Source organism: Pseudooceanicola aquaeponti (genome assembly GCF_050897975.1).
Taxonomy (GTDB): domain Bacteria; phylum Pseudomonadota; class Alphaproteobacteria; order Rhodobacterales; family Rhodobacteraceae; genus Pseudooceanicola.
Map to the genome: position 1 here is coordinate 384,353 of NZ_JBPAXY010000006.1, position 13,841 is coordinate 398,193.

The 13,841-nt window shown below is 68.5% G+C and carries 16 protein-coding genes; 10 read left to right on the forward strand and 6 right to left on the reverse strand.

All coding sequences use genetic code 11. The features are described from left to right. The first annotated feature begins 37 nt into the window (after nt 1-37). Nucleotides 38-835 (forward strand): hypothetical protein, encoded by a 798-nt coding sequence (locus ACRARE_RS16790; RefSeq protein ID WP_432657608.1) that lies wholly within the window; start codon nt 38-40, stop codon nt 833-835. 52 nt (nt 836-887) lie between these two features. Here the strand turns inward: ACRARE_RS16790 and ACRARE_RS16795 are convergent, their stop codons facing one another. From ACRARE_RS16795 to ccmI, 3 genes are read right to left on the reverse strand one after another with little or no spacing between them, the layout of a single operon-like run. Then, complete coding sequence (locus ACRARE_RS16795) at nt 888-1,160, reverse strand: DUF1289 domain-containing protein (protein WP_432657609.1); 273 nt, start codon at nt 1,158-1,160, stop codon at nt 888-890. After that, nucleotides 1,157-1,633, reverse strand: a complete 477-nt coding sequence (ruvX, locus tag ACRARE_RS16800) for a Holliday junction resolvase RuvX (RefSeq protein WP_432657610.1) — start codon at nt 1,631-1,633, stop codon at nt 1,157-1,159. Before ruvX ends, ACRARE_RS16795 begins: the two co-directional genes overlap by 4 nt. Next, entirely contained in the window at nt 1,630-2,874 is a 1,245-nt protein-coding gene (gene ccmI / locus ACRARE_RS16805) for a c-type cytochrome biogenesis protein CcmI (RefSeq protein WP_432657611.1), read from the reverse strand. The genes ruvX and ccmI overlap by 4 nt, the downstream gene beginning before the upstream one ends. Nucleotides 2,875-3,091: 217 nt before the next feature. Between ccmI and ACRARE_RS16810 the strand changes: the two genes are divergently transcribed. Next, a complete protein-coding gene (locus ACRARE_RS16810) occupies nt 3,092-4,339 on the forward strand; it encodes a sarcosine oxidase subunit beta family protein (protein ID WP_432657612.1) in 1,248 nt (415 codons plus the stop codon). Between the two features lie 53 nt (nt 4,340-4,392). Here the strand turns inward: ACRARE_RS16810 and ACRARE_RS16815 are convergent, their stop codons facing one another. Beyond that, nucleotides 4,393-4,788: a hypothetical protein gene (locus tag ACRARE_RS16815; RefSeq protein ID WP_432657613.1), complete on the reverse strand. Its 396-nt coding sequence runs from the start codon at nt 4,786-4,788 to the stop codon at nt 4,393-4,395. A 332-nt stretch (nt 4,789-5,120) separates the two neighbouring features. On the opposite strand from ACRARE_RS16815, the gene ACRARE_RS16820 reads away from it, so the two are divergent. From ACRARE_RS16820 to ACRARE_RS16850, 7 genes are all read left to right on the forward strand, one after another. Continuing rightward, complete coding sequence (locus ACRARE_RS16820; RefSeq protein ID WP_432657614.1) at nt 5,121-5,273, forward strand: hypothetical protein; 153 nt, start codon at nt 5,121-5,123, stop codon at nt 5,271-5,273. 149 nt (nt 5,274-5,422) lie between these two features. Further along, entirely contained in the window at nt 5,423-5,752 is a 330-nt protein-coding gene (locus tag ACRARE_RS16825) for a sarcosine oxidase subunit delta (RefSeq protein WP_432657615.1), read from the forward strand. Between the two features lie 37 nt (nt 5,753-5,789). After that, nucleotides 5,790-8,804: a sarcosine oxidase subunit alpha family protein gene (locus tag ACRARE_RS16830; protein ID WP_432657616.1), complete on the forward strand. Its 3,015-nt coding sequence runs from the start codon at nt 5,790-5,792 to the stop codon at nt 8,802-8,804. Then, entirely contained in the window at nt 8,797-9,387 is a 591-nt protein-coding gene (locus tag ACRARE_RS16835) for a sarcosine oxidase subunit gamma (RefSeq protein ID WP_432657617.1), read from the forward strand. Before ACRARE_RS16830 ends, ACRARE_RS16835 begins: the two co-directional genes overlap by 8 nt. A gap of 208 nt (nt 9,388-9,595) precedes the next feature. Further along, nucleotides 9,596-10,195 carry a superoxide dismutase gene (locus ACRARE_RS16840; protein ID WP_432657618.1) on the forward strand — a complete coding sequence of 200 codons (600 nt, stop codon included), beginning with the start codon at nt 9,596-9,598 and terminating at the stop codon, nt 10,193-10,195. A gap of 203 nt (nt 10,196-10,398) precedes the next feature. Continuing rightward, on the forward strand, nt 10,399-10,629 hold the full coding sequence (locus tag ACRARE_RS16845; RefSeq protein WP_432657619.1) for a hypothetical protein: 231 nt from the start codon (nt 10,399-10,401) through the stop codon (nt 10,627-10,629). A gap of 14 nt (nt 10,630-10,643) precedes the next feature. Beyond that, nucleotides 10,644-11,099: a host attachment family protein gene (locus tag ACRARE_RS16850; protein ID WP_432657691.1), complete on the forward strand. Its 456-nt coding sequence runs from the start codon at nt 10,644-10,646 to the stop codon at nt 11,097-11,099. Nucleotides 11,100-11,218: 119 nt separating this feature from the next. Here the strand turns inward: ACRARE_RS16850 and ACRARE_RS16855 are convergent, their stop codons facing one another. After that, nucleotides 11,219-11,797 (reverse strand): LOG family protein, encoded by a 579-nt coding sequence (locus ACRARE_RS16855; RefSeq protein WP_432657620.1) that lies wholly within the window; start codon nt 11,795-11,797, stop codon nt 11,219-11,221. 110 nt (nt 11,798-11,907) lie between these two features. Here ACRARE_RS16855 and ACRARE_RS16860 point away from each other — a divergent pair, with 110 nt between their 5' ends. Further along, nucleotides 11,908-13,317 (forward strand): LysM peptidoglycan-binding domain-containing protein, encoded by a 1,410-nt coding sequence (locus ACRARE_RS16860; protein ID WP_432657621.1) that lies wholly within the window; start codon nt 11,908-11,910, stop codon nt 13,315-13,317. A 63-nt stretch (nt 13,318-13,380) separates the two neighbouring features. Here the strand turns inward: ACRARE_RS16860 and ACRARE_RS16865 are convergent, their stop codons facing one another. Continuing rightward, nucleotides 13,381-13,764, reverse strand: coding sequence for an ArsR/SmtB family transcription factor (locus ACRARE_RS16865; protein WP_432657622.1), 384 nt, complete (start codon nt 13,762-13,764; stop codon nt 13,381-13,383). Between the last annotated feature and the right edge of the window lie 77 nt (nt 13,765-13,841).

Here is a 13,841-nt window from a genome sequence, read left to right on the forward strand (position 1 = left end):
TCACCTGCGACAAAGGGCTCAGCAAAGGGATCAAGCCATGTTGGAGCTCATTTCGGTTGTTGCGCTCGCCGCCATCGGCGTGGCCTTCACCTCGTATCAGGGAGAGCAGGAAAGCTCTTCGGCGGCGCGGCGTGCCGCCCTTCAGGATGCGGATGAGCAGGCGGAACCGGTGGGCATCTTCGGCCATGACGTGGGGCGCCGCCTGCGCGACCGGATGCGGTTCTTCGGGGCGCGCAGCGAAGAGGACCAGGCGGCGCTGGACGAGGCCGAGGCCCTGGCGCAGCGCCTGTCGGCGGAGATGGCGCAGGACACGACCGAGGGGCCGGAGCCGGACGCCCTCCCGACTGCCGCGCCGGTTGCGGCCTCTCATCCCGAAAGCTGGGATCATGACATCACCGATGGCGAGGTCGACGCGGTGCTGGCCACCGAGCCGGACCTGACCGACGAGGGCTTCGAGGCGCCGCTGGAAGAGGCCTGGGCCTCGTCCCTGGGCTCGCTGGTGGCCGAGGCCAATGCCGGGCTGGAGAACGAAGCGGAGGAGGCGCCTGCCATGTCGCTGGATGCCGCTTTCGAGACCGCGACGCGTGCGCCCCTGAACGCGCCGGTGATCCAGGATTTCGACCCGGCGCGCGACCAGATCGTGCTGGAATACCGCCCCGAGGATGCGGGCAATGGCCGCGTCGGCATCATCACCGATGACCGCCATCCCGGCGCCGCGCTGATCACCCTGGGGGGCAAGGTCGTGGCCATCGTCGAAGGCGGCGAGGGGCAGGTGACCGCCGCCCATGTGGAGCTGGTCCAGGAAGAGCCGCGCGGCAGCACCGCCGCCGCCTGACCGGCCGTCCCACTGTCACTCTAAGCTCTCAGGCCGGGCGCTTGCCCCGGGTCTATCCGTCCTCGTCGCGCGCCCGGCGCGACAGCCGCCCGGCGCGTCCGCCCCGGCGGCTGCCGATCAGCGGGCCGCGGGCGGGCAGTTCGGACATGATGCGCCGCCGCTCGTCTTCGCTCAGGCCCGACCAGGCGGCGATCTCGTCGAGCGAGCGCAGGCAGCCGGTGCACAGGCGCGCCTCGGGATGGATCACGCAGATATTGACGCAAGGGGAGGAGACCGCCTCGCGCCGCCAGACCGCCTGGCCCCGGGGATCGTCGCCCGTGCTCATCCCTCGGCCTTGAGGTGGCGCAGCCGGTCCAGCGCCCCTTGCAGGATGTAAGAGGCGGCGACGTGGTCGATCACCTCGGCCCGGCGGCGGCGCGAGGTGTCGGCCTCCAGCAGGGCGCGTTCGGCGGCGACGGTGGACAGGCGTTCGTCCCAGAAGGTGATCGGCAGATCGGTCAACCGGGTCAGGTTGCGGGCAAAGGCGCGGGTCGACTGACAGCGCGGCCCCTCGGACCCGTCCATGTTGCGCGGCAGGCCCAGCACCAGACCGCCCAGGCCACGCTTGGCGATGATCGCCAGAAGGGCCTCGGCATCGACGCCGAATTTCTTGCGCCGGATCGTCTCTAGCGGGGTGGCCACCGACAGGAAGCTGTCAGAGACGGCCACGCCGATGGTCTTGTCCCCCAGATCCAGCCCGGCCAGCGCCTGCATCGGCGGCAGGGCGGCGGCGAACTCGGCGATATCCTCGAAGATCATTGCACCACCCCCGCGTCACGGGCAGCCCCGGCCAGCAGGGCCAGGGCCTCGGGGTCGGCGACGAAGACCTGGCGGGCCTCGTCATAGATCGCGCGGGCCTGGGAGGTCTCGCCCAGCACCCCCAGGGACGAGATCAGCCGCCCCCATTCCTGCGCCGTGCCGCCCTCGTTGGCCAGACGCTCGCTGAGGCGCCCGACCATGCCGCGCACCATCTCCTGGCGGTCGGCATCGGACAGCTCGGCGGCATTGGCGATGTCTTCCTGCGAGGGACCCGCCAGCGGGGCCATCGGTGCGGCAGGGCTGGGCAGGGTATAGTCATCCTCGCCCGCGAGGCTGGCCACTCGGGGCATCTGCGCCCGGATCAGCGGCACCCAGGGGGCATCGGCGGGCGAATTGTGCAGCAGCCCGTCCCAGAGGCGGAAGGCGATATCGGGCCGCCCGGTGCGGGCCATCAGCAGGCCCGAGTAATAGCTGGCGGTGCCGTTGCGCGGATCCAGCCGCAGGGCCTGTTGCAGCGCCGTGCCCGCCTCGGCCGAGATCTGGCCCCCGGCGGCGAGGATCAGCATATCGGCGTAATCGGCATAGTCCTGGCCGCTGGCCGCCGGGCCCGAAAGGCGCAGCAGCGCTTCCTGGGCGCGGGCGGCGGCGGTGAAATTGCCCAGGGCGGCCTCGTTGCGGGCCAGAAGGCGCTGGCCGCGCGGATCTTCGGGGCGTTCGACCACGGCGGTGCGCAGCTGTTCCATCAGCTGGATGAACTCTTCCGAGGGTTGGGGAAACTCCATCTCGAGGGGGCGGGCCGTGGCCTCCAACTCGGCCTGGGCGGGCAGGTCCTGCAACATCTGTTGCGCCTCGACGATGCGGGCCGCGCGGGGCATGTCGCCATAGCCGGGCGCGCCCAGATCGAAGGTGTAAAGGGCAAGCGCCCCCACCACCAGCGTTGCTGCCGCGCCCAGGGGCACCCAGAGGCGCGGGCCCTGGCCGGGGGCGGTGCCGTGCCCCTGGCGCGCGGCGGCATCGGCGGCCAGCAGGCGGCGCGACACCTCGGTGCGCACCCGCGCGGCCTCTTCCTCGGGCAGGGCGCCCCGGGCCAGGTCGCGGTCCACCTCGGCCAGCTGGTCGCGGTAGATCTCGACGTCATAGGCGGCGGCGCTGCCCTCGGCGCGCGGGCCGGTCACCGTCTTGCGCACCAGCACAAGCACGGTGCCGGCAGAGATCAGCAGGGCGAACAGCCAGAAAAGCATCGTCTTCACCTTCTATGCGGCGGGGTTTCCCCGGGTCTATCGCGGGCGGGCACGGGGCAAAAGGCCCTTTCGGCTGCGACGTGCGCCCATGTCGCAAGCGTGGCGTATTGCGGCGGATTATGGCGGGGTTATCCTGCCGAAGGGACTAGGGTCGCTCAAAGGTGCCCCCGGGGGTCCTGTTCTGCGATTCACCTTAGATGAAAGTTGCGAGAGGCCGATGAAACGCTATTCCGCCTTTGCCATTGCCCGCGAAGCCGCCCGTTATCACACCGGCTGGGAACGCGCCTGGACCTCTCCGGTGCCGAAGAAGAAATACGACGTGATCATCGTCGGCGCCGGGGGTCACGGTCTGGCCACGGCCTATTACCTGGGCAAGAACTTTGGCATCACCAATGTGGCGGTGATCGAAAAGGGCTGGCTGGGCGGCGGCAACACCGGCCGCAACACCACCATCATCCGCTCGAACTACCTCGAGGACGACAGCGCGGCCATCTTCGAGAAGGCCCGGTCGCTTTACGAGACCCTGAGCCAGGATCTGAACTACAACGTGATGTTCAGCCCCCGTGGCGTGCTGATGCTGGCCCAGTCCGAGCATGAGGTGCGCGGCTGGAAACGCACCGCCCAGGCCAACGCCTATCAGGGCGTGGAAACCGAATATGTGGACGCCAAGCGCGTCAAAGAGCTGTGCCCGATCATGAACATCGACGGGCCGCGCTATCCGGTGCTGGGCGCCCTGTGGCAGGCCCGGGGCGGCACCGCGCGCCACGATGCCGTGGCCTGGGGCTATGCCCGGGCGTGCTCCGACATGGGCATGGACATCATCCAGAAATGCGAAGTGACCGGTGTTACCTCCGAGGGGGGCAAGGTCACCGGCGTGGAAACCACCAAGGGCGCCATCGGCTGTGACAAGCTGGGGATCGTGGTGGCGGGCCACTCGGGCGTGCTGGCCGAAATGGCGGGCTTCCGTCTGCCGGTCGAGTCGATGGCGCTGCAAGCGCTGGTCAGCGAGCCGATCAAGCCCTGCATGGACGTGGTCGTGATGGCCAACACGGTGCACGGCTACATGTCGCAATCCGACAAGGGCGAGATGGTGATCGGCGGCGGCACCGACGGTTTCCTGAACTACACGCAGCGCGGGTCGTTCCACCATATCGAGGAAACCATCCGCGCCCTGATCGAGACCTTCCCGATGGTGTCGCGTCTGAAGATGCTGCGCCAGTGGGGCGGCATCGTGGACATGACCGGCGACCGCTCGCCCATCATCTCTCCCACGCCGCTTGGCAACTGCTTCATCAACTGTGGCTGGGGCACCGGCGGCTTCAAGGCCATTCCGGGGTCCGGCTGGGCCATGGCCGACATGATGGCCAAGGGCACCCCCGGGCCGCTGGCCAAGGGCTTTGGCCTGGAGCGGTTCCGCGAAGGCCGCTTCATCGACGAAAGCGTCGCCGCAGGCGTGGCGCACTAAGTCCGATGACCTCGCGCTGCCATCCCCTCCTTGCCTCTGCGCGCGCGGGTCGCCTATTCGGCGGCCAGCGGCGCGGCGGGCGTGACGCTCAGCCGGGCGGCCTCGATCGCGCGCAGCGCCGCGCGGCGGGTGTTGATCGGCGCGTCATGGGCCGCGCCCAGGGCGCAGGCCAGGGCCGGACCGTCGGCGCCGTCGGGCAGGGGGGCAATGGCCTGGGTGTAAAGGCCCTCGCGCAGGGCCAGGGCGAACTCTTCGCCTTGCGGCAGGCGGGTCAGGCGGTCGGCATGGCCGAAAACCAGCGGGTGCAGGGCGCCCGCGCGGTCGCGCCCCAGAAGGACGTAAAGACCGGGCTGATCTGGCAGATCCTCGAGCTGATCGAGGCGGGTAAAGCTGATCTGCACGGGCGCGCCGCCGGGCTGGGCGAGCGGGAAGTCGAAGGTCTGGATCATGCTGCTTTGTCTCCGTCGCAGGGTGCAGGGTCGCGCCGTTGTCCGAAAAGCCTAGCACAAAGTCTTGTGGCCCCGTTAACGCCATCACCCTTTCGCTGGGGTGTCGCAGGCCAGGCGCCCGATTCTGCGGCAGCCCGGGGCGAAAGCGCTTTGCCTTCCGCGACTTCCGCCGCATCCCTGCGGGCGCCGGGCGCCCCTGTGGCGCGTCGAAACCGGGCGGATTGCCGCAGCTTTGGTGATTTTTCTTCGATCCCCTCCGGCAAGGGGCATGGGAACCGGACGGCCGACGGGGGCGTTTCTTCTGCAACTGATGCAAGAAGAAAGGACATCCCATGGCAGAGAACTCCGGCAAATCCGGCCTCGCCTTCATCCTGGGCGCCGTCGTCGTCGTGCTGGCGGGCGTCGTCTGGTACGTCTCGACCGGCGGTGACATCCCTGCGGCGGATGAACCCGAAATTCAGATCGACCTTCCCGACGGCGGCTGACGCCAAGGCAGCCCCGTTTTCCCCTGACGGCCAGGCGCCCCGTGCGCCCGGCCTCACTGTCGCAGGCCGGTTGCGCGTCGCAGCGCCCGGCCTGTTGTCTTGCGCGATCCCGGGGCATCCCGTCCCGGGGCTGAAAACTGGAGGCTGCGATGCTGCTGCTTGAATGTCCCTGTTGCGGCCAGCGGGGCGAAGAGACCGAGTTCCACTGCGGTGGCGAGGCCCATATCACCCGCGAAGGCCCCGGCGCCGATGACGCCGCCTTCGAGACCTACATGTTCGAGCGGGTGAACCCCAAGGGCGTGCATTTCGAACGCTGGCGCCATGTGCATGGCTGCGGCAAGTGGTTCCACGCCGCCCGCGACAGTGCCACACTGGAGGTCTTCGGGACCTATCCGGCCGACACCACCCGGCCGCCCGAGGCGCTGCTGGACATCATCCGGGCCAAGCGCCCGGGCTTCAAATGGCGCGAACTGGCATGAGCCGGACCGGATTTTCGACGAAAGGAGCAGGGGCGCGATGAGCAGCAGGCTGCAAAAGGGCGGTCGCCTGATCGACCGTGGCGCAATGCGGGAATTCACCTTCAACGGCAAGCGGATGAAGGGCTATGCGGGCGATACGCTTGCCTCGGCCCTGCTGGCCAACGACCAGGTGATGATGGGCCGCAGCTTCAAGTATCACCGGCCGCGCGGCGTCGTGGCCTCGGGGGCGGAAGAACCCAATGCCCTGATGGGCATCGGCACGGGTGGGCGGTTCGAACCGAACCAGCGCGCCACGCTGCAAGAGCTGTTCAACGGGCTGGAGGCCGCCAGCCAGAACCACTGGCCAAGCCTGGAATTCGACGTGGGCGCCATCAACACCAAGATGTCGCGCTTCTTCCCGGCGGGGTTCTACTACAAGACCTTCCTGTGGCCGCGCAGCTTCTGGGAAAAGGTCTATGAGCCCATCGTGCGCCAGGCCGCCGGTCTGGGCAAGGCGCCCACCGAGGCGGACGCGGACACCTACGAACACCTTTACGCCTTCGCCGATGTGCTGGTGATCGGCGGCGGTGTCGCCGGTCTGACCGCCGCACGCGAGGCGGGCCGGGCAGGGGCCAAGGTGCTGCTGCTGGAGCAGACCGCCCATTGGGGCGGCCGCGCGCCGGTCGATGGCGGCAAGATCGCCGGTGCCGAGGCCGAGGCCCATGTGGCCAGCCTGGTGGCCGAGCTGGAGGCGATGCCCAATGTCACCCTGCGCCTGCGCTGCATGGGGGCGGGCGTCTATGACCACGGCTATGTCCTGGGCTACGAGCGTCTGACCGACCACCTGGCCGACAAGACCGGCCCCCGTCACCGGCTGTGGCGCATCCGCGCCGCGCAGATCGTGGTGGCGGCGGGTGCCATCGAACGGCCGCTGTCCTTCGCGGGCAACGATGTGCCCGGCGTCATGTTGGCCTCGGCGGTGCGTGACTATGCGGTGAACTACGGCGTGGCCCCGGGCGACCGGGTGGTCGTGGTCACCAACAACGACGACGCCTACCGCACCGCCCTGGCGATGAAGGCCGAAGGGCTGGACGTGCCGGTGATCCTGGACGCGCGCCCCGCAGGCGGCGGCGCCCTGGCCGAACAGGCCCGCGCCGCTGGCATCCGGGTCGAGCCGGGCCGCGCCGTGGCCAAGGTGCTGGGCGGCAAGCGCGTCACTGGCGTCGAAATCTGCGCCCAGTCGGGCAGCGGATCGGCGACCGAGACCGTGGCCTGCGACGTGGTTGCCATGTCGGGCGGCTGGTCGCCGGTGGTGCACCTGTGGTCCCATTGCGGTGGCAAGCTGTACTGGGACGAGGCCAACGCCATGTTCCGCCCCGATGCCGACAAGGCCCCCACGGGCGCCGACGGCAAGGGTTTCGTCAGCTGCGCGGGCACGTCGAACGGCGCGCTGCTGCTGTCCGAGGTGCTGGCCGATGCCGCCCGCGCCGGTCTGGCCGCTGCCGAGGCCGCGGGCTTTGAGGCCCCGGTGGCGCAAAGCTGGCAGGTGGACGAGGTGGCCGAGCTGCCGCTGGCCCCGGTCTGGCTGATGCCCGCGGGTGCCAGCTATGACAAACGCTCGAAAACCTGGCTGGACTATCAGAACGACGTGAAGGTCAGCGACATTCAGCTGGCCGCCCAGGAAGGCTACGAGTCGGTCGAACACGCCAAGCGTTACACCACGCTGGGCATGGCGACCGATCAGGGCAAGCTCAGCAACATCAACGGCCTGGCGATCCTGTCGGACAGCCTGGGCGAGGCGATCCCCCAGGTCGGCACCACCACCTTCCGCCCGCCCTATACGCCCATTTCCATGGGCGCGCTGGCGGGGCAGGGCCGGGGGGAAACCTTCCAGCCGCTGCGCCGCACCCCGATCCACGACTGGCACGAAAGCCACGGCGTGGAGTGGGAGCCAGTGGGCTACTGGCGCCGTCCCTTCTGCTTCCCCCAGCCGGGCGAAAGCACCCATGACGCGGTCAACCGCGAGGTGCTGACCGTGCGTGAAAAGGTCGGGCTGCTGGACGCCTCGACCCTGGGCAAGCTGATCGTGAAGGGGCCGGATGCGGGCAAGTTCCTGGATCTGCTCTACACCAACATGATGTCCAACCTGAAACCGGGCCGCTGCCGCTATGGGCTGATGTGCAACGAGAACGGCTTCCTGATCGACGACGGCGTGGTCGCCCGGATCGACGAGAACACCTTCCTGTGCCACACCACCACCGGCGGCGCCGACAGCATCCATGCCCATATGGAAGAATGGCTTCAGACCGAATGGTGGGATCTGAAGGTCCATGTGGCCAATGTGACCGAGCAATACGGCCAGATCGCCGTGGTCGGACCCATGGCGCGGCAACTGCTGGAGGTGCTGGGCACCCCCGAGATCTCGAAAGAGGAACTGCCCTTCATGGCCTGGGCCGACCGGGTCGTGGGCGGCATCCCCTGCCGGATCTACCGGATCAGCTTCTCGGGGGAACTCAGCTACGAGATCTCGGTCCCTGCCGGTCAGGCCCGCGCCCTCTGGGAGGCCCTCTATGAGGCCGGTCACGGCTTCGGCGTGGCGCCCTATGGCACCGAGGCGCTGCATATCCTGCGCGCCGAGAAGGGCTTCATCATGATCGGGGACGAGAGCGACGGGACGGTGATCCCGCAGGATCTGAACCTCGACTGGGCGATCTCGAAGAAGAAGGAAGATTTCATCGGCAAGCGGGGCCAGCAGCGCCAGCATCTGGCGCTGAACCCCGACCGCTGGAAGCTGGTCGGCCTGGAATGCGCGGACGGGGCGGTGCTGGAAGACGGTGCCTATATCCTGGACGCGGGTCAGAACGACAAGAACCAGCGCAACATGCAGGGGCGGATCACCTCGACCTACTGGTCGCCGACGCTGAAAAAGGGCATCGCCATGGCGTTGCTGAAGGGCGGCATGAGCCGCGCCGGAGAGACCGTCGAGGTCACGCGCCTGGGCACCACCCCGGTGCTGGCCACGGTCGTTGACCCGGTGTTCTACGACAAGGACGGAGAGAAGCAGAATGTCTGATCTTTCGGGACCCGCGCCGGTTCTGGCGCTTGGTGGCGCGGCCTTCGACGGCTACGTCCGCGTGGCCGAGGAACCCCTGCGCGCCATGTTCACCCTGCGCGGCGATCTGTCGGCGGCGGCGTTGAAGAACGCGGCCACCGGGCTGGCGGCGGTGGACATGCCGGGGCAGGGCCAGGTGGCGCTGAACGGTGAGCACTGCATCGCCTGGATGTCGCCGGACGAACTGCTGGTGATGACCCCCTGGGCCGAGCACGCCAAGGCGCTGAGCCAGCTTGACGCGACCCTGACCGACCCGGCGCTGAACTACACCGATGTCAGCCAGGCGCGGGCGCTTTTCTCGCTTTCGGGCCCCGACGGTCTGGTGCGCGAAGTGGCGGCGAAACTGGCCCCGGTGGACCTGTCGCCCGCGGCTTTCCCGGCGGGCAGCTTCCGCCGGTCGCGGATCGGGCAGGTCTCGGCAGCGATCTGGATGCCGGCGCCGGGGCGGATCGAAGTGGTCTGTTTCCGCTCGGTCGCCGATTACGTCTTCAGCCTGCTGCGGGACGCGGCACGGCCCGGCAGCGAGGTCGGCCTTTTCGGCTGAATTTCGCGGCCTTCGTTGGCGGATGGAAATTCAAGGGGGCGGCCTGGCCGCCCCTTTTTGCGTGTGTTCAATGGCTTATGCAGCACCGCCCCGGTTTTCAAACAGGCCGATGTGCGCGAAAGCACTGGGATAATCCCTTGACCTTCCCCGCCTTCGGATAACATCTAGGCGCAGACCTTATAATCAATCCAGGAAAGGGGGCCCTCCCATGGCTTTTGAACTTCCCGATCTTCCCTATGCCCACGACGCGCTCGAAGCGCTCGGCATGTCCAAGGAGACGCTGGAATACCACCACGACATCCACCACAAGGCCTATGTCGACAACGGCAACAAGGCCATTGCCGGGACCGAGTGGGAAGGCAAGTCCGTCGAAGAGATCATCAAGGGCACCTATGACGCCTCGGCCGTCGCCCAGAACGGTATCTTCAACAACGCCTCGCAGTTCTGGAACCACAACCAGTTCTGGGAAATGATGGGTCCGAACCAGACCGCCATGCCCGGCGAGCTGGAAAAGGCCATCGTCGAAAGCTTCGGCTCGGTCGACAAGTTCAAGGAAGATTTCTCCGCCGCGGGCGCGGGCCAGTTCGGTTCGGGCTGGTGCTGGCTGGTGAAAGACACCGATGGCGCGCTGAAGGTGACCAAGACCGAAAACGGCGTGAACCCGCTGTGCTTCGGCCAGACCGCCCTGCTGGGTTGCGACGTGTGGGAACACTCCTACTACATCGACTTCCGCAACAAGCGCCCTGCCTACCTGACCAACTTCCTCGAGAAGCTGGTGAACTGGGAAAACGTCGCCTCGCGCCTGTAATCTCGTGACGCGGCGCGGGCCCCATGTGGCCCGCCCTTTCAGACGCCCCCGGCCAGAGATGGTACGGGGGCGTCTTGCGTTTCGGCCCCCCCTGGCGGCGGCGGGCCCCTGCTTGCCGCGCTGCGGCAAGGAACCTGCGGTTTTCCCATGCGTTTTTCTGGTGACCCGCCCGGCTCTCGGGCGGACCACCGAAGGAGGACATCATGGCAGAGCGTGCAAGATCCAAGGATATGAGCCGCGACACCGAAGAGGTTCTGGGCGAGGCCCCTGAAGAGATGGATCCGGCCCCCGGGGCGCAGGGCCGCAAGGGCGGCGAGATCCAGCGCAAGGTTGGCACCCGTGACGAGAAGAAACGCATCAGCGGCGCCGCCACAGGCGCCACCCGTCCCCTGGCCCAGGATCAGGACGGCAGCGGCGACAAGGAGAAGGTGTGATGAGCAACGCGACGATGACCCATATCCCCCATGACGCCTGGGTCCTGGTGGCCGATGGCGAGAAGGCGCTGTTCCTGCGCAACGTGACCGATGGCGAAGATCCCTATCTTCAGGTCGTCAGCAAGCAAGAGCAGGAGAACCCGAAGGACATCGACCAGTCGGCCAACCGGCCTGGTCGGATGCCTGATACCGGGGGGGGCCAGCGCTCGGCCCTGGATGACACCGATTGGCACGAGCTGGCCAAGGAGCGGTTCGCCGACGATCTGGCCGAGCTGCTGTATCGGCGCGCGCATCGTGGCGACTTCGACCGCATCGTGCTGGTGGCGCCGCCCAAGACCCTGGGCGAGCTGCGCAAGAAGCTGCATGGCGAGGTGGAACGCCGGGTGATCGGCGAGGTGCCGAAGACCCTGACCAACCATCCCGTGGATGAGATCGAGACCCAGGTCAGCGCGGCCCTGGCCGAGGGCTGAGCGCCAGGCGCCCGGGGGCGCGGGGCAGGGGGCCTCGCGCCGGGTCTGGCGGTGCCATGCCCGCCCACCCCCTTGCCCCGCTGGGGCCTTCGACCCGCGATGCGAGGGCCTGGGGCCGATCAGGCCCCGGGCGCGGGCTGGTCGAGCTGTTCGAAATGCCGGGCCAGGCTGTCGATGGCGCCATCGGCATCCTCGACCACACGGACGCTGTGCAGCATGGCGGCATCGGCGAACCCATGCGCCGCCATCTGCTCCAGCATCTGCACCAGCGGATCCCAGTAGCCGCCGACATTCATCAGCACGATGGGCTTGTGATGCAGCCCCAGCTGGCGCCAGGTCAGCACCTCGAAGAACTCGTCCAGCGTGCCCGCGCCGCCCGGCATCACCACCGCCGCGTCGCAGTTCATGAACATCACCTTCTTGCGCTCATGCATGGTCTGGGTGACCACCAGCCGCGCCAGGCCGCTGCGTTCGCGCTCGACCCCCAAGAGGTGCTGCGGGATCACCCCGAAGAGATCGGCACCATTGTCGCGCGCCGTGCGCGCCACCTCGCCCATCATGCCCACGTCGCCCGCGCCATAGACCAGGCGCCAGCCCTGTTCCGCCAGGCGGCGGCCGAACTGCCCTGCCTGATGCAGATAGGAGGGCTCCAACCCCGGACGTGAGCCACAATAGACACAGATGGATGCTTTCGTCATGCCGCGACCTCCTCCAGGCGTTGTGCTTTTGACCGGTCTAGTCCGTGTTGATATATGGGCTCAACCTCTTCTTGAGAGGTAAACAAAGGTCATTTTCGGGGGGATTTGGCGTGAAATTGGGGAAACTTGGCGGGACTTCTGCCCTGACGGGCGGCGCGGCGGTGGTCGTGGCTGTGGCGGTGGCTGTCTGGCAGGGCTGGTTCGGCCTGGACGCGGTGACCGGTCTGCGCAGCGGCGCGCCCGAGACCCCGGCACCGGAACCGGCCGCCCTGACGACCCCCGAGGCCGCCCCCGACGCGGCCACCGAGACGGCCCAGGCCGCAGTCGCCACCCCCGAGGACAGCCTGACCGAGGAAGAGGTGGCCGAGATCACCCCGCCGCGCTTCGACGTGGTGCGCGTGGAACCCGATGGCACGACCCTGGTCGCGGGCGTCGCGGCGCCTCTTTGGCGCGTGGCGGTCCTGCTGGACGAGGCGGCGCTGGAGACCCTGGACGCGGGCGAGGACGGCCAGTTCGTCACCTTCCTGGATCTGGGCGTCTCGGATGCGCCCAGGGTGCTGAGCCTGCGCATGACCAGCCCCGCGGGCGATGTCGAGATCCTGTCGGACGCCCAGGTGATCCTGGCGCCCAGCCCGGCCCAGCCTGCGCCAGAGCCTGAACCCGCGCCTGAACCCGAGGTCGTGGCAGAGGCCCCCGCCGCGCCGCAAGAGACGGGCGCCGAGACCGCCGCCGTCTCCGAACCCGCCGAACTGGCCGAGGGCGCCGCCCCCGAGACCGCCGAGCCTGCCGCTGAAATGCCCGCTGGCGATGTCGCCGAGGCCATCGGTGCCGTTGCGGGCGCCCTGGTGGCCGAGGCCGTCGAAGGGGCAGGCGAGGCGGTCGCCGCCCTGACCGAAGCCGTCACGACCTCTGCGCCCACGCCCGAGGCGGCCCCCGTGCCTGCAAAGGTGCCCGAGACCGGCACGGCGGAACCGGCCCCCGCCGCCGCGCCCACGGTGCTGCTGTCGGATGCCGATGGCGTGCGCGTGCTGCAAAAGCCCGGCGCCCCCGAGGTGTTGGACAATGTGGCGCTGGATTCCATCTCGTACAACGATGCGGGCGACGTGGTCCTGTCGGGCCGGGGCACCCCGGGCGCCTTCGTGCGCATTTATCTGGACGATACGCCCATCACCTCGTCGCGCATCGCCGAGGATGGCAACTGGCGCAGCGAACTGCCCAATATCGACACCGGCATCTACCGTCTGCGGGTGGATGAGGTGGACGAGGGTGGCGCGGTGCTGAGCCGGGTGGAAACCCCGTTCAAGCGCGAGGCCTCCGAGGCGGTGGCCGAGGCGCTGGAGACCAGCCCGGTCACCCAGGTGACGGTGCAGCCCGGCAATACCCTTTGGGCGATCGCCCGGGACAACTATGGCGACGGGGTGCTCTATGTGCGCGTCTTCGAGGCCAACCGCGCGCTGATCCGCGATCCGAACCTGATCTATCCCGGTCAGGTCTTCACGGTGCCCCAGCCGTCTGAGTGATCCCCCGAGTAAGGCCCGTTCAGGGCTGCGCGAGGCCCAGGTGGGGCAGCGGACGCGGGCGGCTCAGCTCTGTGGCGGGCACCCCTCGGCGCGGCGCTGGCAGCAGGCGCTGACCTGCGGGTCGCCCCGGCAGCAATCGTTCAGAAGATAGTGGATCAACCCGCCCATGGCGGCGCGGTCCACGGAGTACAGCACCTGGCGCCCGCGACGCTCGGCGCTGATCAGCCCGGCCTGTTCCAACGCGCTGAGGTGGAAGGACAGCCGCGAGGCCGAGACGGCGACGGCCCGAGCGATCTCGCCCGCGGGCATCCCCTCGGGCGCGGCCTCTGCCGCCGCCCGTGCGCCACAGCCCCGTGCCGGGCCGTGCTCGACCAGCAGCCGCACGATCTGCAACCGGGTTTCATTGGCCAGCGCCGAGAGCGCGTCCAGGGCCTGCGCCTGATGCATAGCTTCAATTACTCATGAACTGTTGAACATTCTCCGAGGTAAGATATATGACCGCCCGGGGCAAGCCCCGGCCGCCG

What these genes read in the sequence shown, in the direction of transcription:
- ACRARE_RS16790 (WP_432657608.1), top strand. Translation starts at nt 38, where the DNA reads ATGTTGGAGCTCATTTCGGTTGTTGCGCTCGCCGCCATCGGCGTGGCC.
- ACRARE_RS16795 (WP_432657609.1), bottom strand. Translation starts at nt 1,160, where the DNA reads ATGAGCACGGGCGACGATCCCCGGGGCCAGGCGGTCTGGCGGCGCGAG.
- ruvX (WP_432657610.1), bottom strand. Translation starts at nt 1,633, where the DNA reads ATGATCTTCGAGGATATCGCCGAGTTCGCCGCCGCCCTGCCGCCGATG.
- ccmI (WP_432657611.1), bottom strand. Translation starts at nt 2,874, where the DNA reads ATGCTTTTCTGGCTGTTCGCCCTGCTGATCTCTGCCGGCACCGTGCTT.
- ACRARE_RS16810 (WP_432657612.1), top strand. Translation starts at nt 3,092, where the DNA reads ATGAAACGCTATTCCGCCTTTGCCATTGCCCGCGAAGCCGCCCGTTAT.
- ACRARE_RS16815 (WP_432657613.1), bottom strand. Translation starts at nt 4,788, where the DNA reads ATGATCCAGACCTTCGACTTCCCGCTCGCCCAGCCCGGCGGCGCGCCC.
- ACRARE_RS16820 (WP_432657614.1), top strand. Translation starts at nt 5,121, where the DNA reads ATGGCAGAGAACTCCGGCAAATCCGGCCTCGCCTTCATCCTGGGCGCC.
- ACRARE_RS16825 (WP_432657615.1), top strand. Translation starts at nt 5,423, where the DNA reads ATGCTGCTGCTTGAATGTCCCTGTTGCGGCCAGCGGGGCGAAGAGACC.
- ACRARE_RS16830 (WP_432657616.1), top strand. Translation starts at nt 5,790, where the DNA reads ATGAGCAGCAGGCTGCAAAAGGGCGGTCGCCTGATCGACCGTGGCGCA.
- ACRARE_RS16835 (WP_432657617.1), top strand. Translation starts at nt 8,797, where the DNA reads ATGTCTGATCTTTCGGGACCCGCGCCGGTTCTGGCGCTTGGTGGCGCG.
- ACRARE_RS16840 (WP_432657618.1), top strand. Translation starts at nt 9,596, where the DNA reads ATGGCTTTTGAACTTCCCGATCTTCCCTATGCCCACGACGCGCTCGAA.
- ACRARE_RS16845 (WP_432657619.1), top strand. Translation starts at nt 10,399, where the DNA reads ATGGCAGAGCGTGCAAGATCCAAGGATATGAGCCGCGACACCGAAGAG.
- ACRARE_RS16850 (WP_432657691.1), top strand. Translation starts at nt 10,644, where the DNA reads ATGACCCATATCCCCCATGACGCCTGGGTCCTGGTGGCCGATGGCGAG.
- ACRARE_RS16855 (WP_432657620.1), bottom strand. Translation starts at nt 11,797, where the DNA reads ATGACGAAAGCATCCATCTGTGTCTATTGTGGCTCACGTCCGGGGTTG.
- ACRARE_RS16865 (WP_432657622.1), bottom strand. Translation starts at nt 13,764, where the DNA reads ATGCATCAGGCGCAGGCCCTGGACGCGCTCTCGGCGCTGGCCAATGAA.